We start from the raw sequence: 22147 nt of genomic DNA on the forward strand, positions 1-22147 counted from the left end.
CTCACGCGCCCTGGTGAGCGGGGCGCCACGCCCTGCTCACCAGGGCGTGTGCCCGCCCGGCGCTGCGTCCGGTGCCTAGCTGGACTTGGCGAGGATGTCCTCGACGTAGGCCACCAGGGTGCGCACGGTAGAGCCGGTGCCCTGTTTGTGGTTATAGCCGTAGGGGCTGCCGTTGTTGAAGGACGGCCCGGCGATGTCGATGTGGGCCCACGGGATCTGCTCGCCGTCCTTGCCCTTGCCCACGAATTCGCGCAGGAACACGGCCGCGGTCATCATGCCGCCGTGGCGTTCGCCGATGTTGGCAATGTCGGCGACCTGTGACTCGAGGCTGGGGCGCAGTTCTTCGGGAAGCGGCATCGGCCAGACGAGCTCGCCGGCGCGGTCAGCTGCGGTCTTGAGCGCGCCGGTGACGGACTCGGAGCCCATCACGCCGGCGGTGCGGTCCCCGAGGGCGATGAGCTGCGCCCCGGTGAGTGTGGCGACATCGATGATGGCATCCGGGTATTCCTGGCTGGCGGCGACGATGCCGTCCGCCATGACCAGGCGGCCCTCGGCATCGGTGTTCAGGACTTCGACGGTCTTGCCGCCGAAGATGGTCAGGACGTCGGCGGGACGCTGCGCAGCGCCGGAGGGCATGTTCTCCGCGATGCAGAGCCAGGCGGTGGCCTTGACCGGCAGGCCCAGGCCCGCGATGGCCAGGACGGTGTTCAGTACGACGGCGGCGCCCGCCATGTCGGACTTCATATCACCCATGCCAAGGTGCGGCTTGAGTGAGATTCCGCCGGTGTCAAAGGTAATGCCCTTGCCCACGAGGGCGATTTTGGCGGTGGCCCTGGCGGGGGAGTATTCGACCTTGACCAGGCGGGGCTGCCGGGTGGAGCCCTTGCCGACGCCGAGGATTCCGCCGAACCCGTCCTTTTCCAGGCGCTTCTCGTCCCAGACGGTCACCTTGACCGGCAGGCCCTTGGACAGATCCTTGGCTGCTTCCGCAAAGGACTCGGGGAAGAGGTGGCTCGGCGGCTGGTTAACCAGCGAGCGGGTCGCGTTGACGGCCTTGCCGATCAGGGCCGCGCGTTCCAGGACCGTCTTGAGACCCTTGTCGGCCGCAAAATCCGTGGCTATCAGAACGTTTTTCACCGGTTCGTTCAGGCCGTCCGTGGATGAACGGTATTCGGTGAAGGAGTAGGCGCCCATCGCTGCGCCCTCGGCGACGGCGGCAACATCGCCGAGCGAGGTCGTCGGAAACGCCACTGTGACCGTGCCGAGTCCCGCCAGTTGGCGGACCGCCGAGCCGGCGGCGCGGCGGAGGGCTTCCTCGGTGAGCGGCTGCGATGCGGACACTTTTCCGACGCCGGCGAGCACGAGGACTTTCGCCCCTGCCTCGCCCAGGCCCGGGAGGCGGTGGGCCTGGTCCGCTGCGCCGGTGATGCCAAGAACACTCAGTGAGTCCGCGAGGGCTTCGGCGGCCTTGGCGGTCAGGGGGTTGCTCAGCAGGACGGGACCGTCGGCGCCCTGCCCCACTCCGATTACCAGGGCATCGCTGGGGGACTTCTTCAGGTCCCCTGCAACCGCACTAAGTTTGACTTCACTATTCTTGACCACGAGGACAGTCCTCAATTCTTTGAGTTTTTGTGGGCAGGAACCGCATGTTCTTCCGTCCTGCCATGGAACCTGGCCGTTGTCGGTTTGCGACGTAACCCGGGTGTCGCCAAGCCGTCATAAGGCCAGCTCCGATCGTAGTCTCTCCCCGGCGCGGGTGTTCAATTGAATGAGAGCTGCGGCACACCGCGGACAGGAATGAGTACGTGCCACGGCGTGTTGTACCGGATAACAGCGCCGACGCCCTCTTGGCGTGTCCGGCCGCTCCCACAGACTAAGAGGAAAGGAACATGCCGTGTTTGAACGGATCTCTGGCTCCCTGCTGGACCCCGAATCGCTTTATCTGCGTGATGACGCGCTGTTCCACAGCCCGGAACTGCGCGGACTGAACCTCGTGATGGGCTTCACCGGATTTGCCGATGCGGGTCACGTCGTCAGCCAGATCACCGGGGAACTGCTGGACACCCTGGATTCCGGCATTGTCGCCGAATTCGACGCCGACCAACTGATGGACTACCGGAGCCGCCGCCCGCAGATCAGCTTCGTCGAGGACCACCTGCAGGACTATCAGGCGCCGCGCCTTGCCCTCTATCGGCTGGTCGACGGGCTGGGCAGCCCATTCCTGTTCCTTGCCGGATTCGAGCCTGACCTGCAATGGGAGCGGTTTGCACGGGCCGTCATTGGCATCGTCGAGGCGCTTGATGTCAACCTCGTCACCTGGATCCATTCCATTCCCATGCCCGTACCCCACACCCGGCCGGTCGGCGTCACGGTGCACGGCAACCGGCCGGAGCTCATCGAGGGCATCTCGGTGTGGAAGCCCACCGTCGAGGTGCCGGCCGCCATCGGCCACCTCCTGGAACTTCGGCTGACGGAAGCCGGGCGCAACGTCGCCGGCTACGTGATGCACGTCCCGCACTACCTCGCCGAAGCCGAATACCCCACGGCCGCCGTCGCCGGACTCGAATACCTGGGGGCGGCCACCTCGCTGATGCTGCCGGCTGACCGGCTTCGGGAAGCCGGGCGCGAAGTCGGACGCCAGATCGCCCAGCAGATTGACGCTTCCACGGAGGTGCAGCAGGTGGTGTCCCGGCTCGAGACCCGCTATGACGAGAATGCCGAAGGTACCGTACGGCGTTCCCTGCTCGCCGACGAGAATGACCAGCTGCCCAACGCAGATGCCCTTGGCGCCGCCGTTGAGGCCTACCTGGCCCGTAAAGAACCCGGAGAATAAATACGATTTCTCCGTCGACTGGGCATAATGGAGGAGTGACCTCACCCCGCGCTTGGCTGATCTGGATCGTTGGTGTCTTCGCGTACCTCGTGGCGGTCAGCCAGCGCACCTCCTTCGGCGTTGTGGGGCTGGAAGCGACCGAGCGCTTCCATGCCAGCGCTGCCGAAATTTCCTTTTTCACCGTGCTGCAGCTGCTCGTCTACGCAGTCCTGCAGATACCTGTTGGCATTCTTGTGGACCGCTTCGGGTCGCGGGCCATGATCGCCGGCGGCGCAGTCCTGATGGGGCTCGGCCAGCTTCAGTTGGCGTTTGCCGAGAACATCCCGGGAGGGGTGCTGGGCCGGGTACTGGTCGGCGCCGGGGACGCGATGACGTTCATCTCGGTGATCCGGTTGATCCCGATCTGGTTTCCGCCCACCCGCGTCCCGCTGCTCACCCAGCTGACCGGAATGTCAGGCCAGCTTGGCCAGCTGTTCAGTGTGGTGCCGTTCGCTATGATCCTGCACCTCGCCGGCTGGACCCCCGCATTCCTGACGCTGGCGTCCATGTCAGCACTCGCCACGGTGCTTGTGCTGGTCCTGCTTCAGGACCTGCCACCCGGGCACCCCGCACCGCAGCCGAGCCAGGGCCTGCGCGCCACGGGGGTCAGCCTGTCGCACGCGTGGCGGCAGCCCGGCACCCGGTTGGGCCTCTGGAGCCACTTCACCGTCCAGTTCAGCGGTACCGTCTTCGCCATGACCTGGGGCTACCCGTTCCTGATCTCTGCCCAGGGCCTGGAAACCCCGACAGTGTCGGCGCTGCTGACCCTCTACGTGGCAGCGGCCATCGCCGCCGGACCGGTGATGGGCAGCTTCGTTGCCCGCCACCCGCTGCGGCGGTCCACCATGGTGCTGCTGATTTCCGCGGCCACTGCTGCGGCTTGGGCAGCTGTGCTGCTGATCCCGGGGCGCTCCCCGTTGTGGCTGCTGGCCGGACTGGTGGTGGTACTCGCCATCGGCGGCCCCGGTTCCATGATTGGCTTCGACTTCGCCCGCACGTTCAACCCGGCGCACCGGATCGGCACCGCCACCGGGATCGTGAATGTGGGCGGCTTTATCGCCTCCCTGATTGCGATCTACTTGATTGGCTTGATCCTTGACGTCCTGTACGCGACCGGATTCTCCCGCGGCGAGCTGTACGGGCTCGATCCCTTCCGGATCGCCTTGAGCGTGCAGTTCCTGCTGCTGGCAGGCGGGGCAGGCGCCATTGTGATCATCCGCCGCAAGGTGCGCAGGCAGATGGCGGCACAGGGCGTTGTGGTCCGGCCGCTGCTGCGGGCACTCGCCGAGCAGCGCAGGCTCAGCGCGGAGCGTCGCCGCACACCCTGACCGCCAGCAGCTGCGCGGTTCGCCCGTGCGGGTTGTCCACATACGGGCAGGCGCCACTAACGCGGGACCGCGCGTACCGCGAGGCTGGTTGGATGAAAGCACCCGATGACCTGAAAATATCCGGCCCGGAGGACATCCTCGGGTTTATCCCGCATTCCCTTGGCTACTGGCCAGCCCACAGCCTCGTCGCCATAACAATGCAGGGCAAAAGGCTCGGAGCAACGCTGCGGGTAGACCTCCCCGGGAGCGCCGGCGGCCCCGGCAGGTCCGGCCCTGTCCGCCCGGTGGCCTTTGCCCGGACCGTGGCGTCCTACCTGGCGGCCGACGACGCGGCGGACGGCTCGCTGCTTGCGTTCTTTACCGAAACGGACGGCGACGGCGCGCGGTGGGCTCCGCTGCTGGCTGAACTGGAGGACGCGCTGGCCGGCGCCGGAATGCCGGTACGGGATGCCTGGCTGGTCGGTTCCGGTTACTGGCGCAACGCCTACTGCCTCGACCCGTTGTGCTGCGCACCACCGGGACGTCCCGTGGAGGAAATCAGGAACAGCCGGCTTAACGCCGAGATGGTCTTCCGCGGCAGTACCGTCGGCCCGGCGCCCGGCACCACCTCATCCCGGTCGCGGACGGGCGCGCCTGACCCTGCGGTGCTGGAAGCCCAGCGTGGCTGGGCGCGGCAGTTCGCCGCCCGCACCCGGGACAAGCTCCAGTTCAGCCAGGTCCTGGCAGTGTGGACGCAGGTGATAGCCGCCCCGGCGCCCGGGCCCACACTCGCGGCGGGGCTCACCGGCTACCTCCGCGCCTCCCTGTGCGTTCCGTCCTGGCGTGACGCGGTGCTGGTAATGGCGGCGGCAGGGCAGGCGGCCGCGGAACGCGGTGCCGAGGACTTCGGTGTTTTTGCGGCCGCGGCGGCCTGCTCTCCGCCGGCAACCCTGTGTGCGACGCGGGCGCCGGCGCCCTTGCCACCGCTGGAAGGCTTTCCCGGCGAACGACAAAGCCGGAGGCCGGAACCCGACGGTGGACAGCGGCCGGACCAGGAAAGCCGCGGCGGGGGAGCCGGCCGTGAGCGTCCCGCGCAGCAACTGCAGGAGCTGCCAGGCTACGGCGAGATCCTCCTTGGGCTGGCACCCCAGCTGCCCGACTGGGCCGCGATGGCAGGCCTGGACCGGGTCCTGGAGCAGCTGGCTGCGGGCGGAGGCGAAGCCGCCGCCGCCGCACTCACCGGGCAGGGCTGGATTGAATGGTGCCGAGGCAAAGGGTCCTTTGCCGATGCGCTTTTCAGCCGGGCCACCGAGGAACATCCCGGATACCGCCTGGCGGAACTACTGGCGGAACTTGTCCGCCGCGGAACGCTGTGTGGCTGGGCGGGACGACGGGAGACAGCCTGGCAGCGTTTCGCGCCGGACGGCACCTGAGGCCCGCCGGTACCGGGCACCGGGGCGAAACCGAGGCTCCGGCTGTGACAGTGGCACGGTACCGGCGGCAGAAAACCATTCCGGGTGCCCTGCGGGTCCGTGCCGATTTCGAAATTCGTGAGACAATGGTTGCCGAGACCCGGTTGGGTCCGTGTATTAGGTGCTCGTTATGGACCTTGGAAACAGGGAACATTACGGTCGCTCCAGGAGTTCTACTCAGTGGCTCTGCTGGACGTGATCGCATCTGATGTCAAACACGGACTTGACAGGGTCATAGTGGTGTTGCCCGTATGGTGATTCCACAGACCGCCGCTAGAAAGGTTTTCTGTGACCCCGTCTTCCGCGAAGAAGGAACCCGCCGACCAGGCCGTATTGTCTCCCGAGGAGAAGAAGGCGGCGACGAGCGCCAAGCGCGCCGCCACCCGCGCCGCCAACAAGGCTGTCAAAGACGCCGCCTCGGCCGATGGCGACAGCACCGAGTCGGCAGTCGCCAAGCCTGAGCCCAAAAAGCGCGGGCCCAAGCCCGGCGCTAAGGCCGCGGCCCAAGCCGCCGGCAAAGCCGCGAACGGCGACGATGATGAGGACGCCGAGGTAGACCTCGACGACGCCGCGGTCGAGGCCGTTGAGATCGGTGAAGACGGCGAGGAGATCCCGGCCAAGGCAGCAGCCGCTACCGGCTCCGGCTTTGTCTACTCCGACGCCGACGACGACGACGCACCCGTGCAGCAGGTTATGTCTGCCGGCGCCACCGCCGACCCCGTTAAGGACTACCTGAAGCAGATCGGCAAGGTCGCCCTGCTGAACGCCGAGCAGGAAGTCGACCTGGCCCTGCGCATCGAGGCTGGCCTCTTTGCCGAGGAAAAGATCAACGCCGACGACGGAAGCATGGATCCGAAACTCAAGCGCGAGTTCGAATTCGTCATCCACGACGGCAAGCGGGCCAAGAACCACCTGCTGGAGGCAAACCTCCGCCTCGTGGTATCGCTGGCCAAACGCTACACCGGCCGCGGCATGCTGTTTCTGGACCTGATCCAGGAAGGCAACCTGGGCTTGATCCGCGCAGTCGAGAAGTTCGACTACACCAAGGGCTTTAAGTTCTCCACCTACGCCACCTGGTGGATCCGCCAGGCGATTACCCGGGCCATGGCCGACCAGGCCCGCACCATCCGCATCCCGGTGCACATGGTGGAAGTCATCAACAAACTGGCCCGCGTGCAGCGCCAGATGCTGCAGGACCTCGGCCGCGAACCAACTCCGGAAGAGCTGGCCCTGGAACTGGACATGACACCCGAGAAGGTTGTTGAAGTCCAGAAGTACGGCCGCGAGCCGATCTCCCTGCACACACCGCTGGGCGAAGACGGCGATTCGGAATTCGGGGACCTCATCGAGGACTCCGAGGCAGTCGTCCCCGCCGACGCGGTCAGCTTCACCCTCCTGCAGGAACAGCTCCACTCGGTACTGGACACCCTCTCCGAGCGCGAGGCCGGTGTGGTGGCGATGCGCTTTGGCCTCACCGACGGACAGCCGAAGACTTTAGACGAGATCGGAAAGGTCTACGGCGTCACGCGTGAGCGGATCCGACAGATTGAATCCAAGACGATGTCCAAGCTACGGCACCCGTCCCGGTCCCAGGTCCTCCGGGACTACCTGGACTAAGGACAAACGCAGCAACGCGGAGTCGCACCCGGCCCGGCATCCACCAGGATGGGGCCGGACGCGGCTCCGCGTTGATCGTTAAGCTTAGTGGTCGTTGAGCGCGTGGTGGTCTCTGCCGCGACGAACGCTAAGACCAAAATGGCCCCTCCGAATCCGGAGGGGCCATTTCTTGCTGGTCTAGTCGACCGGGTGCTGGTCTAGTCGACGGGGACCGGCGGCTTCTCGTGAAGGCGGCCGGTCTCATCGTGCCAGTCTGAGCTGAGCGGCCGTAGCGTCGGCTCCACGGCGCGGGCGTGGTGGCCGCAGAAAAGCAGCTCACCCCCGGAGGCGCCGAGAACAACCCGGACATATGCCTGTGCTCCGCAACGATCGCACCGGTCAACGGTGCTCAGTGTGCGGTCCGCAACTGCTGTTGTCATGTTCGGCCTCCTTGGTAGATCGGTATACCTATATAACCAGCATTCGCAGCGAATCCATGGCTTGGATGGCACACTTTCGCTGTACGCGTATCACGTCTCGGTAACGCCCGTCGGAGCTTCGGGCTGTTGGGAGTGGCAGCACGCCGGCGGAGGGCACTCCGGCTAGGCTAGCAAGAGCGTCTAACAGCTTTGCCCGTCCGACGGCGACGGTCCCGTCCCTGAAGGAGTCCCCGCCCCGTGGCACCAAGTTCTGACTACACCGCCAGGCATTTGTCCGTGCTGGAGGGCCTGGAAGCGGTTCGAAAGCGCCCCGGCATGTATATCGGTTCGACAGACTCCCGCGGATTGATGCACTGCCTGTGGGAAATCATCGACAACTCCGTCGACGAGGCACTTGCCGGCTTCGGCCACGACATCAAAATCATCCTGCACGCGGACAACTCCGTGGAGATCCACGACGACGGACGCGGCGTGCCGGTGGATATCGAACCGAAGACCGGACTCAGTGGCGTTGAAGTTGTGTTTACCAAGCTGCACGCCGGCGGAAAATTCGGCGGCGGGTCCTACACCGCGTCCGGCGGATTGCACGGCGTCGGCGCGTCAGTGGTAAATGCCCTTTCGTCCCGGCTGGACGTGGAAGTCGACCGCGGCGGCAAGACCTACAAGATGTCCTTCCGCCGGGGTGAGCCGGGCCGCTTTAAAGACAACGGCAGCAGGCTCGATCCGGCGTCCGTCTTCGCGCCATTCCTTGATGGCTCCGTCCTGGACGTTGTGGGCAAAGCCAAGCGCGGCGTCACGGGCACCCGGATCCGCTACTGGGCGGACCGGCAGATCTTCACCCCGGACGCCAAATTCTCCTACGACGAACTTGCGGACCGCGCCCGCCAGACGTCCTTCCTGGTCCCCGGGCTCAAGCTCACCGTCCGGGACGAGCGCAAAGTCCCCGGCACCCCGGGGGAGTCCGGCGCACATGAGGAAGTCTTCCACCACGACGGCGGCCTCTCCGAATTCGTCGAATTCCTCGCCGCGGACCCCGCCGTCACCGACGTCTGGCGGCTGCACGGTGCCGGCAAATTCAAGGAAACGGTCCCGGTCATTGATGAGAAGGGCCATAGTCAGCTCACCGAGGTCGAACGGGACTGCGAAGTCGATGTCGCCCTCCGGTGGGGCATCGGTTACGACAGTACCGTGCGCACTTTCGTCAACATCATCTCCACACCCAAGGGCGGCACCCACCAGTCGGGCTTCGAGCAGGCGCTGCTCAAAACCTTCCGGAAGGCCGTAGAATCCAACGCCCGGAAGCTTAAGGCCGGCAACGACAAGATCGAGAAGGACGACATTTTCGCCGGTCTAACCGCCGTCCTGACGGTCAGGCTGGCAGAGCCGCAGTTCGAGGGCCAGACCAAGGAGATCCTGGGCACCTCCGCCGTGCGCGCGATCGTCGCCAAAGTCGTGGAGCAGGAGATCAACGCCAAGCTCACCTCGTCCCAGCGCAATGACAAGGCCCAGTCAGCGCTGCTGCTGGAAAAAGTCGTCAGCGAGATGAAATCGCGGATCTCCGCGCGGGTGCACAAGGAAACCCAGCGCCGCAAGAACGCCCTGGAAACCTCCTCCATGCCCACCAAGCTGGCGGACTGCCGCACGGACGACGTCGCACGTTCCGAGCTCTTTATCGTGGAAGGCGATTCGGCACTCGGAACCGCCAAGCTGGCCAGGTCCTCCGACTTCCAGGCGCTGCTCCCCATCCGCGGCAAGATCCTCAACGTTCAAAAGGCCTCGGTGGGTGATATGCTCTCCAACGCCGAATGCGCGGCCCTCATCCAGGTGGTCGGTGCAGGCTCCGGCCGCAGCTTCGACATCAGCGCCGCCCGCTATGGCAAGGTCATTCTGATGACCGACGCCGACGTCGACGGTGCGCACATCCGGACCCTCCTGCTGACCCTGTTCTTCCGCTACATGCGCCCGATGATCGATGAGGGCCGCGTGTTCGCCGCCGTCCCGCCGCTGCACCGGGTGGAGGTCATCAACGCCGGCCAGAAGGCGAACGAGATGATCTACACCTACTCCGAAGCCGAGCTGCATTCCCTGCTGGCCCGGCTCGCCAAGGAAGGCAAACGCTACAAGGAGCCGATCCAGCGGTACAAGGGCCTGGGCGAGATGGACGCGGAGCAGTTGGCGGAGACCACTATGGACCCGCGGCACCGCACCCTGCGCAAGGTGGGAATCGAGAACGCCAAGCACGCTGAGGAAACCTTCGACCTGCTGATGGGATCCGACGTCGCGCCCCGTAAGGACTTCATCATTGCCGGCGCTGCGAGCCTGGACCGGGAGCGCATCGACGCCTGACGCCCCTGCAGGCGTACAACAGCCCGGCGGCGGAGCGGCCACGGTCAACCGCGGTGGTCAGCCCAGCAGGCCGGGGACAATCAGCAACGCTGTCGGCGCCGTCAGCAGCACCAGGCAGATTGCCAGGACGCCGGCCCGCAGCGGTTGCGGCAGGGGCGGCTGCGGCGCAAGCAACCGGCTGACTCGGGACGCCGTTGCCCGGGCGGAACCGGCGCCTCCGGTGGCACCGGGCTGCCCGGTTTCGACGTCGGAGAGCTCCGGTTCGCTAAAAGCCAACCGGCCGCCTGCGGCGCCGGGTGACCCGCTGGCCACAATCGCGATGGCCTTGATCAGGGTCGCCCTGCTCTCGGTCTTCAGCGCGACGTCGTCGGCAAGCATCTCGATCAGGGAACTGACCGCTTCCTGCGCCAGGCGGGTGGTAGGCAGCCAGGGAAGGGCCTGCCGCCAGGCCGCAAAGGCCCAGAGCAGCAGGTGGTGGCGCTGGTCCAGATGGGCGTTCTCGTGGTTCAGGACCGCACGCAACTCCGCCGGCTCCAAAGCCGCCATCAATCCGTCGGAGAGGACGGTGACCGAGCGGGCCCCGCCCGGCAGGCAATACGCAACGGGGGAGTCGACATTGATCACCATGGTCCGCGGACCGTCAACGGAAGGTGAGGCCAGCAACTCCAGCAGTTCGCGGTGCCGGCGCCGCTGGCGCTGGATTTTGTAGTAGGTCAGCAGCAGCGTGAACACAAGGTGCGCCGAGAGCAGGGCCGCTGCCGAGAGCGCAAAAATGTGCCAAAACCCCAACGCCGTTGTCGGCGCGTTGTTGAAGACGATCCGGGCCAGAGCCCTCAGGCCGGCCAATAGATTGTCTCCGACCGGCTCCAGCCCGTAAACCAGCATGGCTCCGATCATCGACAGGCCGCCCGCCAGTGCGATGGTCTGCCAGAGCAGCATGGCCGTGAACGGGGAGCGCGCCGGCCACTGGGCGTGCGAGAGCAGGATAGGCACCGGCCAGGCCAGCACTATCGCAAGGACCGCCAGAAACCATGAGGTCCAGAACATCGGGCGCTAGCTGAGCCCCAGCAGCTTGCGCAGCGTTTCTGCCTCGGTGTCCGTGACCGAACCAATAAACCTGGCGAGCACGGCCTCGCGGTCCGGCGCGGACCCCAGAACCTCGTGCATCAGCTCAGCGGTGTGGTCCTCGCGGCTGGAGACGGCCTGGTAGCGGTGCGGACGGGTGCCGCGTTCCCGCTCGACAAGGCCCTTGCGCTCCAGCCGGGAAAGTACTGTCAGAACCGTCGTAACGGCCAGATCCTTGCCCTCGTGCCCCCTGGCGCCGTTTTCGGCGCGTGTGCTTTGTGCCAGCAGATCCCGCAGGGTGTTTGCTGTGGCAGCCTCGTGGCCCGCCCAGAGCAGGTCCATCACTGCCCGTTCCAGTTCACCGAGACTAGCCATTCCGTACGTCCTTTGTCAGTGCCGCTGCGGCGATCCAGCCTGCAGGGCGTTCCATCAATGCTGTGGTCTTAAATTTACCGTGTTTTGCGGATAGTTTCTACATGAGGTAGAAGACTTCGGCCGGGCGTGTCGCAGGCCGGAGTCGATCAGGGGCCATCCGGCGCAGCCGGGGACACCGCAGGCGCGGCGTTTCCCGTGCTCAGGCGCCATTGCGGCTCGTTCCGTGGCGTGCAACGCTGGGTGCAGCGAGCTGATGATTTGTTCTACACTTTGTAGAAGAAGTTTTCTACATCATGTAGAAGTTGCCCGCTCAGCACAGTTAGGGACTGCCTTGGACGCTTTGGAAATCGCACGCTGGCAATTCGGAATCACCACTGTCTACCACTTTATGATGGTGCCGCTGACGATCGGGCTGGGCCTTGTGGTCGCCGTGATCCAGACGATGTGGCACCGGACCGGCAAACCGGAGTACCTCCGGATGACCAAGTTCTGGGGCAAGCTCTTCCTGATCAACTTCATCATGGGCGTCGCCACCGGCATTGTGCAGGAATTCCAGTTCGGCATGGCGTGGAGTGAGTACAGCCGCTTTGTGGGCGACGTTTTCGGCGCACCGCTGGCCCTCGAAGCCCTGCTGGCGTTTTTTGTGGAATCGACGTTCCTGGGCCTGTGGATCTTTGGCTGGAAGCAACTCAAGCCCGCCGTGCACCTTGCCTGCCTCTGGATCGCCGTGATCGGATCGGTCTTCTCCGCCTATTTCATCATCGTGGCGAACAGTTGGATGCAGCACCCGGTCGGCGTGGAGATGATCAACGGCCGTCCGGTGATGACCGACGCCTGGGCGGTCTTTACCAACAACACCGCCCTGGTTGCTGTCCCGCACACCCTCTTCGGCGCCCTGGCCGTCGCCGGGGCTTTCCTGCTGGGCATCGCCTGGTACCACTTGTGGCGCCGCCGCCACGATGGGATCGACGCCGTCGATGCCGATGGAAGGGTGATTCCCGGCGAGGCCGCCATCCCCGGCCGGGACCGCACCGACCACGCCGTCTGGATCCGTTCATTGCGGATCGGCGCCGTCGTCGCCATGATTTCCTTCGCCGGCACCGCCATCACCGGAGATCTGCAGGGGAAGCTGATGTTCGAGCAGCAGCCCATGAAGATGGCCGCCGCCGAGGCGGCCTGCCACGACGGCACCGGGTTCTCCATCCTCAGCGTCGGAAACGTCGGCTCCAAAAACTGCGATGACGTAGTCGCCGTGATCGAGGTCCCCGGAATCCTGTCCTTCCTCGCCAAGGGGGACTTCACCACCGAGGTCAAGGGCGTAAACAGCCTGCTTGACCAGTACAAGGCCGACTACGGGACCAATTTGCCGGACAACCCGATCTATGGGGACCGCGCCGGCCAGGAGATCCAGTACGTTCCGGTCATGGAGGTTACCTACTGGGGCTTCCGGATGATGATCGGTTTCGGCGGAGCGGCGGCCCTGGCCGCCCTCGCTGCACTGTGGATCACCCGCAAAGGGACAGTGCCCGCCTCCCGCGGCCTGATGCGGCTTGCCGTGTTCGGGATCCTGGCACCATTCGGGGCCAACGCCGCCGGCTGGATCTTCACCGAAATGGGCCGCCAGCCTTTTGTTGTCGCCCCCAACCCGGATCCCAGCGGGATCGACCAGGTCTTTATGTTCACGGCCGCGGCCGTCTCACCGGGCGTCTCTGCCGGTGAGCTCCTGACCTCGCTTGTGGTGCTGACCGCCGTGTACGCGGTGTTGCTGGTGGTGGAAGTCAAGCTGCTGGTCACGTATATCCGGGGCGGGGTGGTCTCGGCCATGCCCGAGCTCGCCCACGTTCCCGATGACCATGACTCGGCGCCGGGCGGCCCGGGCACGCCCGGGGATGCCGACGACGTCCTGGCTTTCGCCTACTAAGCCTTCGCTCCCCAAGAAACGCAGAGGATACTCAGCATGGAACTGCTTCCCACCATCTGGTTCATCGCCATCGCGGTGCTGTGGACGGGCTATCTCTTTCTCGAAGGCTTTGACCTCGGCGTCGGCATGCTGATGAAGGGCTTCGCCCGGAACAATACCGAACGCCGCGTCTTGCTCAACACCGTCGGACCGGTCTGGGACGGCAACGAGGTCTGGCTGCTGACGGCCGGGGGTGCTACCTTCGCGGCCTTCCCGTTCTGGTACGCCTCCTTGTTCTCCGCCCTCTACCTGCCGCTGCTGCTGGTCCTGGTGGCCCTTATCTTCCGCGCCGTGGCCTTTGAATACCGCGGCAAGGTGGACGACCCGCGATGGCGTGCCCGCTGGGACTGGGCCATCTCGCTCGGCTCCCTTGTGGCGGCCTTCGGCGTAGGAGCCGCCCTCGCACTGACCACCACCGGACTCCCGTTGAACGCCAACGGCGACCGTGAAGGCGGCCCCTTCGCGTGGTTCAGTGCCTACGCCGTGCTCGGCGGGCTTGCCGTCGTCGGCTTCTCCCTGCTCCACGGGCTCGCCTTCCTGGCCTTGAAGACCGACGGCGAGATCCGGCACCGCGCCCGCCGGTGGTTCGTCCGGCTGCTGCCCGTGCTGCTGCTTCCGATCGCGGGCTGGGCCGTGAGCCTGCAGCTGCTCAGCGGCGAGATCTGGACCGTGCTGGCCGTCGTTGCCGCAGTGGTGGCAGCAGTCCTGGCCTGGACCTTTGCCCGCAAGGGTGCCGAGGGACGGGCGTTTGTGTCGCTGGGCGCCTTCCTGCTGCTGGGCAGCGCATCAATCTTTGGCGCAGCCTTTCCCGTGGTACTGCCGTCCACGCTGAACCCGGACTTCAACCTGACAATCTCAAATGCCTCCTCCTCGGACTACACCCTGGGGCTGATGACCGTCGTCGCCTGCATCGGGCTGCCGCTGGTGCTCGCCTACCAGGCATGGACGTACTGGGTGTTCCGGCGCCGGGTAAGCGACGCGCACATCCCGGCGGCCCACAGCTTCCTCCCGGCTATCGCAGCCAAAGCACTGGCACCCAAGGACTAGCACCTGATGAGACCGCAGTTCCCCCGGGGGCGCGCCAACCGCACAGCCCTGTACCTGCTGGGCCTGCTCGCGGCCCTGAAGGCCTTGTCCCTCGTGCTGGTCGGCCAGGCGGTGGCATCCATGCTGGCCGGCCTGATGGCCGGCGACCCGGCCTGGAACGCTCAGCTGTACTGGGGGGTTGCCGGGGTGGTGCTGCGCTCCCTGACCGTCTGGGCGCAGGCGGCAGCGTCGCGCCGCGCTGCACTGGGTGTGAAGGAGGAACTGCGTTCGCAGCTGCTGGCGCGTGCGCTGCGCAGCGGCACCCGGTCCGCCGGGCCCGCCGACGGCGGCCTTGCCATTCTCGCGACCAGGGGACTGGATGCCTTGGACAGCTACTACACCCAGTACCTCCCGGCCCTGGTGAACTGCGCTGCGCTCCCGCTGCTGCTGGGAGCCCGCATTCTGTTCGCCGACTGGATCAGTGCCGTTGTGATTGTGCTGACCGTCCCGCTGGTGCCGGTGTTTATGGTCCTGATCGGCCGGTACACCGATGAGCGCGTCCGGGAAGCCCGGTCGGCGCTGTCGCGGCTCTCCGGCCACATGCTGGAACTCGCCAAGGGCCTGCCCGTGCTCGTTGGGCTCGGCCGCGCCACTGCCCAGCGCAAGGCCCTTGAGGACCTCTCGGAGGAGTATCGACGGCGGACCATGGGGACGTTGCGGACCGCCTTCCTGTCCGCGCTCGCGCTGGAGCTCATCGCCACCATCTCTGTGGCCGTCGTCGCGGTCTTTATCGGCGTCCGGCTGGTGCACGGTGACATGGCACTGGAAGCCGGGCTGCTGGCCCTGATCCTCGCCCCTGACTGTTACCTGCCGTTGCGGGAACTGGGCACTGCCCACCACGCCAGTGACGACGGCCGCGCCGCGCTCGCCGAAACCACCGCAGTCCTCGAGGCACCCGAATCCACGCCGCTTCGCCCCGTCCCGCCATCCGCTGCCGCGGTTGCCGGCACGGCAGGCCCGGCCGCCGGCCCCCCTGCCGTGGCAGTGGTCGGGCTGGTCGTCAGCTACCGAGGCAGCCTGGACTCCGCCGTCGGACCGCTCAGCTTCACCGCCGGCGCGGGCCGGATCACCGCCCTCGACGGAGCCAGCGGTGCCGGCAAGAGCACAGTACTCGGCGTCCTGGCCGGCACCATCGGCACCGGCGGAAAAACCACCGTCACCGGTCGGTTAGAAGGATTCACCCCGGCCGACCTGGCCTGGGTACCGCAGCATCCCGTGATGGTTGCACCGACAGTGCTGGACGAGGTGCGGCTCTATCTGGGCGCCGCACCGGACGGAGCCGCGTCCGGCGCCGGCGCGGCCACGGCCCTGCGTTGCCTGCGTGCCTGCGCCGCGGAGCACCTCGCCGCGAAACACCCGGCCGAACTCAGCCCGGGGGAGCTGCGCCGCGTCGCACTGGCGCGCGGCCTGGCCCGAGTGGAAGCGGGCGCTACGGTGCTGCTGCTCGATGAACCTACGGCACACCTGGACCGTGCCTCAGCAACAGCGGTCAGCCGCGCCGTTGCCGGGCTGCGGGGAAAGGTCACCATCGTGTTGGTGGCTCACGACCAGGCGACCCGGGAGCTTGCCGATGAGCTGGTGGCGGTGGCCCCCGGGCGAGCGCCGGCAATCGGTGCAGCGCCGGCAATCGGTGCCGGCAGCTCGGTGGCGGCGGCCGCCGCGGCGGCCGTTTCCCCTGCCGCCGCATCCCGGCCGTCCAATGTGCAGCTGTCCGGAGTGCAGCTGTCCGGGCCCGTGCCTGCGGAGCCGGGAATGGGTGAGGGCCCGGAACACCGGGGCGCGCTTGGAGCGCCGGCCGGCCACGGTTCGACGGCGGCGCGGCTCCGCCGGCTGCTCGCACCGGTCCAGTTCGCGTTCGCCGCGGCCGGTGCTGTCGGCACCCTTGCCGCACTCTTTGCCGTCGCACTCTCCGGGCTCTCCGGCTGGCTGATCATTCGCGCCAGCGAGCAGCCGCCCATCTTGTACCTGCTCACCGCAATCGTGGGTGTACGTTTCTTCGGCATCGGCCGGGCGGCGCTGCGGTACCTTGAACGCCTGCTGTTGCACGATGCTGTCTTTGCTGCCCTGACACGGCTCCGCGGCCGGCTCTGGGAATCGCTGAGCCGGCGCGCCCTCTCGCTGCGCCGGCTGCTGCAGGGCGGCAACGTCCTGGGTACCGTGGTGGACGACGTCGACACGATACGTGAGCTCCTGCCCCGTGTGGTCCTGCCGCCGCTGACGGCCCTGGCCGTCGCTGCCGCCGCCGTTACCGGCATCGCGCTGCTGGTGCCGGCAGCGCTCCCGGCCGTGATTGCCGCCGCCCTGCTAAGCCTGGTGGCAGCCCCGGCGCTGGCCCTGGCCGCGGACCGGATGTCCGCCGGCACCGAACAAAGCCTCCGCTCCGGGGTCCTCCGCCAAGTGGCGGCGGCCCTCGATGCCCGCGCCGAGCTCCACGCCAACGGCGTATGCGCACCCGTGCTCGACGCCATCACCGGCGCCGACGGCGCGGCGACTGCTGCTTCCCAGCGCTCGGCCTGGGCCGAGGGGCTCGGGCAGGGCCTGACCGTGCTGGCTTGCGGAAGCGCAGCCCTCGCCAGCGCGGTGCTGGCGGCTCCCTCGGTCCTCAGCGGTGCCGTCGCAGCCTCCACTGCCGCCGTCGTTGTACTGCTCCAACTCGCGCTGGTGGAGCCCTACGCGGGAATCACAACGGCCGTCCGGCAGTACCCGGCGTTGCGGGCCGTGCTTGAGCGAATCGGCGAAGCGGGCGTCCTCGATGACCACGACGCAAAGACTTCCGGCGGGCTGGTGCCGGTCGGGGCCAGGGCAGGCGGCCGGCCGGGCATCGAACTCCAGGACCTTGCCGCCGCCTGGCCCGGCGGGCTGCCGGTCTTCACTGCGCTCACGGCCACGGCCGAACCCGGCCGCTGGCTGTCTGTGACCGGGGCTTCCGGCTCCGGAAAATCCACCCTGCTTGCCGTGATCCTGGGTTTCCTGCCGGCAGCAGGCGGCCACGTCCTGTTGGGTGGGCGGGCGGCGTGGTGCCCGCAGGAGGCGCATCTGTTCGACTCGACCATCCGCGGCAACCTGCTCCTCGGGCTCCCGGAAGACCGGCGCCGGGGACAGGAAGAGCTGCTGCGCGCTGCCCTGGCTGACGTGGGCCTCGCTCCGCTGATCGGGCGGCTGGAGCACGGATTGGACACACGGATCGGGCCCGGGGGTGCGTTCCTCAGCGGCGGCGAACGGCAGCGGCTGGCCGTTGCCCGCACGCTCCTGACCGGGGCGGATATCATCCTGCTGGACGAACCCACGGCGCACCTTGACGCGGAGTCCGGCCGGCTGATGCTGGCGCAGCTCCGGCGCGGCCTGCGGGACCGCACAGTAGTGCTGGTGACTCACAACCCGGCGGATATTGCCGATGCGGACACCCGCCTGGATCTGGACCACGCGGCCGCCGGCCATGAGCCGCGTTCCGGGGCGCCAACGCCGTCGCTGGCGCGGGGGTAGACCGCAGGTTAACCTGTTGCCATGCACGGACACGCCGATCCCCGAACCAGCCTGGACCACCGCCTGCAGTGGCGGGCCGGCCGGCCCGCGGACCTGGATGGCTGGGCCGCGCTGATCGCCCGGACCGCCGGCGTCGAACAGCCGGCCTGGTTCGAACGCCGTGCGGACCTGGAACAGGTCCTCGCCTCGACAATGAATCCTGCTGCCGCAAATACCATCCTCGGCATCGACGGGGAGGGCGTGGCCCGGGCTTACGGCCGGATCACCAAGAACCCGGAAGGCGAGAAGGCGATCGGCTACGGCGCCGTCGATCCCGGATGGCAGGGAACCGGGATCGGCACCGGGTTGCTGGGCTGGATGGAATCCGTGACCCGGCAGCGTTTTGCCGTGGACGCAATGCCGGGAGCCAGGCCCAAGCTGCGGCTCCAGGCGGAAGAGCAGCACACGCACCAGGCGGCGCTGTTCCAGGCCGCCGGCTACCGGATTGTCCGCTACTTTAACGAGATGCACCGCCCGCTAAAGGATGGCGTCCCCGAGGTTGTGCTTGACGCCGCCTTGGAGCTGGTGACCTTTGGCCCCGAGCTGCACGAGCCGGTGCGGCTTGCGCACAATGAAGCATTCCAGGACCACTGGGGCAGCGAGCCCCGGGACCATGAGGCGTGGGGCTTTGTGCTGAACGACCCGCTGGCCCGGCCGGATCTCAGCGCTGTGGTGCTGGAACGGGCCACCGGGAGGGTCGCCGGCTACCAGCTCGCCAGCCATGACGCTGCCATCGCTGGGTCCAGGGGCTACACGGAGGGTTACACGGACCTGCTGGGCGTCCGGCGGGAGTTCCGCGGCCGCGGCGTGGCACAAGCCCTGCTGACCGACGCGATGCGCCGTTTCGCCGCGGCCGGGATGGACCAGGCCTCCCTCGACGTCGACTCGGAGAACCCGACCGGTGCCTTGGCCCTCTATACCAAGATGGGCTATGTGGCCGTCAGCCGCAGCATGGCCTGGGACAAGGAACTGTAGCGGCCCGGACCCGCTGGTAGTTCACCAGCCAGCTGTCGGCGGGTTAGGCATCCACATCGTGGAGATGGTGGATCACGTCGTGCAGGAAGTACTGCGAGAACGTCAGGACGGTGAACTCCGAGCCGTTGCTCCGGGTGCCCTTGCGGTCCCACTGGTCCTCCGGGACCCGGCCGAAGGACGCCGCGATCTGCTCGCCCTCAGCGGTAAGTTCCGCGCTGACCTTGGCCGGATCGGCGCTGGCATAGTCCTTCTCGACGGCGGTGAGGTCCTGGTCCCAATCTGCGAACCGGGCGTCCTCGCCGCTGACCATCAGATCCAGCCGGTAATCGAACAGGCTGAAGACGTCCCGGACATGGCAGGCGTACTCCAGCACCGACCAAGTGTTTACGTCCGGGCGTTCCGCCGCCTCCGGGCGACGCAGTGCCGCCCGCCAGCGGGGAAGCATGCTTGCCAGCTGCCCCGGCACCGTCGCCGGGGTGCTTGCTGTGACGTCGAAACCGCATTCCGGACAAGGCTGCGACAGCACCCAGGTCCAGTCCTTGTTGTCCGCGATGATAGGCATGGGAGCAGTCTAAGCGTATTGTCCCGCCGCGGCATGCGCCGTTGCCGGCTTAGGAATCCGCACCGGGTTCCGGCTGCCAGGACATACTCGGACCGATCGCGTCGATTGCCTGCGAGAGCGGAATGCCGGACCCGTCGCGGCGGCCGTGTTCACCGGGAAGGGAACGCGCCACACCGGCCAGCGAAGAGGCCTTTGCCGGGCCGTGGCCTGCCCACGCGAGGAGCAGGGTGTCCTCACCCTTGAGGAAACGGTGTGCCCGGACCCCGGCGGTGGCGCGGCCCTTGGCAGGGTATTCGGCCAGCGCCGTGACCTTGGCGGCACCAGGGGCCGTGCCCGGCAGGGCCCCCTCCGTGCCCGCGATGGTCACGACAACTGCGGCGCTGTCGTCCGGGCTCGCGGCGCCGAAGAACATCACCCGGTCCCCGGCGGCCAGCTTGATCCCTGCCATGCCGCCGGCGGTCCTGCCTTGCGGACGGACAGCGGAGGCGGCGAAGCGCAGCAGCTGGGACTGCCGGGTCACAAAAACGAGGTCGACGTCGTCGGACCCGGCGGGAGCCACCCCCACCACGGTGTCCTTGTCCTTGAGCGCGATGGCTTCCCAGTCCTCGCGGTTCAGCGGGTAGTCGGGCTGGACACGTTTCACGACGCCCTGGGCAGTGCCGATGGCGAGCACCTCATCCAGCGGCGCGAACGCCACAAGCGACTCGCCCTTGAGCAGGGTGATGAAGTCCTTGGCCGGGACGCCGCCGGCCATGTTCGGTGTACCGGAAGTCGGCGGCAATACCGGCATGTCCATCACCTGGAGCCGAAGCATACGGCCCTGGGAGGTGACGGCGGCGATCTCGCCGCGCGCCGAGGACTTCACCACTGAGGCGAACACATCGTGCCTGGTCCGCGGACCCGATTCGGCGAGGCTGTCCCGGTTGGTGGTCCGCGCAATTTGCCCGGACACCGTCAGGATCGCCCAGCAGGGGTCATCCGGGATTTCGAGGGCCAGCGGCGCAGCCTTGCCCCGGGTACCCGTCGCGGCGGCCAGCGCGGCGACAGTGGGGGAGACGGCCTCGGATTCCAGCAGCACGGTGCGGCGGGGTGTTCCATATTTTTCCGCGATCTCTGCCAGCTCGGCGGACACCAAGCCGCGGAGCCGCTCGCTGGAGCCGAGGATGGCCTCGAGCTCGGCAATCTCGCGGCGCAACTCGTCCTGTTCCTTCTCCAACTCGATTCGGGAGTACTTGGTCAGCTGCCGGAGCCGGAGTTCCAGGATGTAGTTGGCCTGGATCTCCGAGAGATCGTAGATGGACATCAGCCGGGTCCGGGCCGCGGCCGCCTCGTCCGAGGACCGGATGATCTGGATGACCTCGTCAATGTCCACGATGGCGATCAGGAGGCCCTCGACCAGGTGCAGGCGGTCCTTCTTCTTGCCGAGCCGGTAAGCGGTTCGCCGGCGCACCACGTTGATGCGGTGTTCCACGTAGACGGAGAGCAACTGCAGCAGGCCCAGGGTCTGCGGCTGGCCGTCGACGAGTGTGACGTTGTTGATGCCGAAGGAATCCTCCATCGGCGAGTAGCGGTAGAGCTGTTGGAGCACGGCAGCGGGGTTAAAGCCGTTCTTCAGTTCGATCACGAGGCGCAGGCCGTGCTTGCGGTCCGTGAGGTCCACGATGTCGCTGATACCGGTCAGCTTCTTGCCGTTAACGGCGTCCTTGATCTTCTCGATCACCTTTTCCGGTCCCACCATGTACGGCAGTTCAGTGACCACCAGACCGGTGCGGCGGGCCGAGAGCTGCTCGACCTCCACCTTGGCGCGGGTCTTGAAGGAGCCGCGGCCGGTCGCGTACGCGTCGCGGATGCCGTCCAGGCCCACGATCCGTCCGCCGGTGGGCAGGTCAGGGCCGGGGACGAACTTCATGATGTCCTCGAGCGTGGCCTCCGGGTACTCGATCAGGTGCCGCGCGGCGGCAATCACTTCGACCAGGTTGTGCGGGGCCATGTTCGTGGCCATCCCGACGGCGATGCCCGTGGCGCCGTTGACCAGCAGATTCGGGAACGCCGCCGGCAGCACGTCCGGCTGGGTCAGCTGGTTGTCGTAGTTGGGGACGAAGTCCACCACGTCCTCGTCGAGGTGGTCGGTCAGCGTTAATGCCGCCGCCGCGAGCCGGGCCTCGGTGTACCGGGGTGCGGCGGGTCCGTCGTCGAGCGAGCCGAAGTTGCCGTGGCCGTCGATAAGCGGCAGCCGCAGCGAGAAGTCCTGCGCCATGCGCACCATCGCGTCGTAAATGGCGGTGTCACCGTGGGGGTGAAGCTTACCCATCACCTCGCCCACCACGCGGGCGCTCTTGACGTGGCCGCGGTCCGGCCGGAGGCCCATTTCGCTCATCATGTACAGGATGCGCCGCTGCACAGGTTTCAGCCCGTCGCGGGCATCCGGAAGGGCCCGCGAGTAAATCACCGAATAGGCGTACTCGAGGAACGATCCTTCCATCTCCGAGGTGACATCGATGTCGACGATGTTCTCGACGAAATCCTGGCTGCTTTCCCCTGCCGGGGACGGGCTTTGGCGGCGGGCCAT

General features: G+C 67.0%; 15 protein-coding genes. 9 read left to right on the forward strand and 6 right to left on the reverse strand.

Translation table 11 applies throughout. The annotated features are described in order from the left end of the window. Window positions 1-75: 75 nt before the first annotated feature. Entirely contained in the window at window positions 76-1602 is a 1527-nt protein-coding gene (locus tag ABIB49_RS12410) for a leucyl aminopeptidase (protein ID WP_282359849.1), read from the reverse strand. Window positions 1603-1894: 292 nt separating this feature from the next. Between ABIB49_RS12410 and ABIB49_RS12415 the strand changes: the two genes are divergently transcribed. From ABIB49_RS12415 to ABIB49_RS12430, 4 genes are all read left to right on the forward strand, one after another. Further along, window positions 1895-2833, forward strand: coding sequence for a proteasome assembly chaperone family protein (locus tag ABIB49_RS12415; protein WP_282359848.1), 939 nt, complete (start codon window positions 1895-1897; stop codon window positions 2831-2833). A 35-nt stretch (window positions 2834-2868) separates the two neighbouring features. After that, entirely contained in the window at window positions 2869-4200 is a 1332-nt protein-coding gene (locus ABIB49_RS12420) for an MFS transporter (protein ID WP_226773245.1), read from the forward strand. A gap of 92 nt (window positions 4201-4292) precedes the next feature. Then, window positions 4293-5612 (forward strand): DUF4192 family protein, encoded by a 1320-nt coding sequence (locus ABIB49_RS12425; RefSeq protein WP_226773244.1) that lies wholly within the window; start codon window positions 4293-4295, stop codon window positions 5610-5612. Between the two features lie 327 nt (window positions 5613-5939). Further along, window positions 5940-7268 (forward strand): RNA polymerase sigma factor, encoded by a 1329-nt coding sequence (locus ABIB49_RS12430; protein WP_226773243.1) that lies wholly within the window; start codon window positions 5940-5942, stop codon window positions 7266-7268. A gap of 197 nt (window positions 7269-7465) precedes the next feature. On the opposite strand, the gene ABIB49_RS12435 is transcribed toward ABIB49_RS12430, so the two are convergent. Then, complete coding sequence (locus tag ABIB49_RS12435) at window positions 7466-7687, reverse strand: DUF7455 domain-containing protein (RefSeq protein WP_160666415.1); 222 nt, start codon at window positions 7685-7687, stop codon at window positions 7466-7468. A gap of 237 nt (window positions 7688-7924) precedes the next feature. On the opposite strand from ABIB49_RS12435, the gene ABIB49_RS12440 reads away from it, so the two are divergent. Beyond that, a complete protein-coding gene (locus ABIB49_RS12440; protein WP_226773242.1) occupies window positions 7925-10033 on the forward strand; it encodes a DNA gyrase/topoisomerase IV subunit B in 2109 nt (702 codons plus the stop codon). A 57-nt stretch (window positions 10034-10090) separates the two neighbouring features. Here the strand turns inward: ABIB49_RS12440 and ABIB49_RS12445 are convergent, their stop codons facing one another. Together ABIB49_RS12445 and ABIB49_RS12450 are read right to left on the reverse strand one after the other, a co-directional pair. Beyond that, a complete protein-coding gene (locus ABIB49_RS12445) occupies window positions 10091-11080 on the reverse strand; it encodes a M56 family metallopeptidase (protein WP_226773241.1) in 990 nt (329 codons plus the stop codon). A gap of 6 nt (window positions 11081-11086) precedes the next feature. Next, window positions 11087-11473 carry a BlaI/MecI/CopY family transcriptional regulator gene (locus tag ABIB49_RS12450; RefSeq protein ID WP_226773240.1) on the reverse strand — a complete coding sequence of 129 codons (387 nt, stop codon included), beginning with the start codon at window positions 11471-11473 and terminating at the stop codon, window positions 11087-11089. Between the two features lie 331 nt (window positions 11474-11804). Here ABIB49_RS12450 and ABIB49_RS12455 point away from each other — a divergent pair, with 331 nt between their 5' ends. Genes ABIB49_RS12455 through ABIB49_RS12470 form a run of 4 tightly spaced genes read left to right on the forward strand, consistent with a single transcriptional unit; the run spans window position 11805 to window position 19016 of the window. Continuing rightward, window positions 11805-13394 carry a cytochrome ubiquinol oxidase subunit I gene (locus ABIB49_RS12455; RefSeq protein ID WP_226773239.1) on the forward strand — a complete coding sequence of 530 codons (1590 nt, stop codon included), beginning with the start codon at window positions 11805-11807 and terminating at the stop codon, window positions 13392-13394. Window positions 13395-13430: 36 nt separating this feature from the next. Further along, entirely contained in the window at window positions 13431-14480 is a 1050-nt protein-coding gene (gene cydB, locus ABIB49_RS12460) for a cytochrome d ubiquinol oxidase subunit II (RefSeq protein ID WP_226773238.1), read from the forward strand. Between the two features lie 6 nt (window positions 14481-14486). Continuing rightward, window positions 14487-18002 (forward strand): thiol reductant ABC exporter subunit CydD, encoded by a 3516-nt coding sequence (gene cydD / locus ABIB49_RS12465; protein WP_282359845.1) that lies wholly within the window; start codon window positions 14487-14489, stop codon window positions 18000-18002. Window positions 18003-18023: 21 nt separating this feature from the next. Further along, on the forward strand, window positions 18024-19016 hold the full coding sequence (locus tag ABIB49_RS12470; protein ID WP_282359844.1) for a GNAT family N-acetyltransferase: 993 nt from the start codon (window positions 18024-18026) through the stop codon (window positions 19014-19016). A gap of 43 nt (window positions 19017-19059) precedes the next feature. Here ABIB49_RS12470 and ABIB49_RS12475 read toward each other — a convergent pair whose 3' ends face one another. Both ABIB49_RS12475 and ABIB49_RS12480 read right to left on the reverse strand, forming a co-directional pair. Next, window positions 19060-19578: a DinB family protein gene (locus tag ABIB49_RS12475; protein WP_226773236.1), complete on the reverse strand. Its 519-nt coding sequence runs from the start codon at window positions 19576-19578 to the stop codon at window positions 19060-19062. A gap of 49 nt (window positions 19579-19627) precedes the next feature. After that, the gene (locus ABIB49_RS12480; RefSeq protein ID WP_282359843.1) at window positions 19628-22147 is read right to left on the reverse strand and encodes a DNA gyrase/topoisomerase IV subunit A; all 2520 of its coding nucleotides are present in this window, start codon (window positions 22145-22147) and stop codon (window positions 19628-19630) included.

This window comes from Arthrobacter sp. UYCu512, from assembly GCF_040547075.1.
GTDB lineage: Bacteria > Actinomycetota > Actinomycetes > Actinomycetales > Micrococcaceae > Arthrobacter.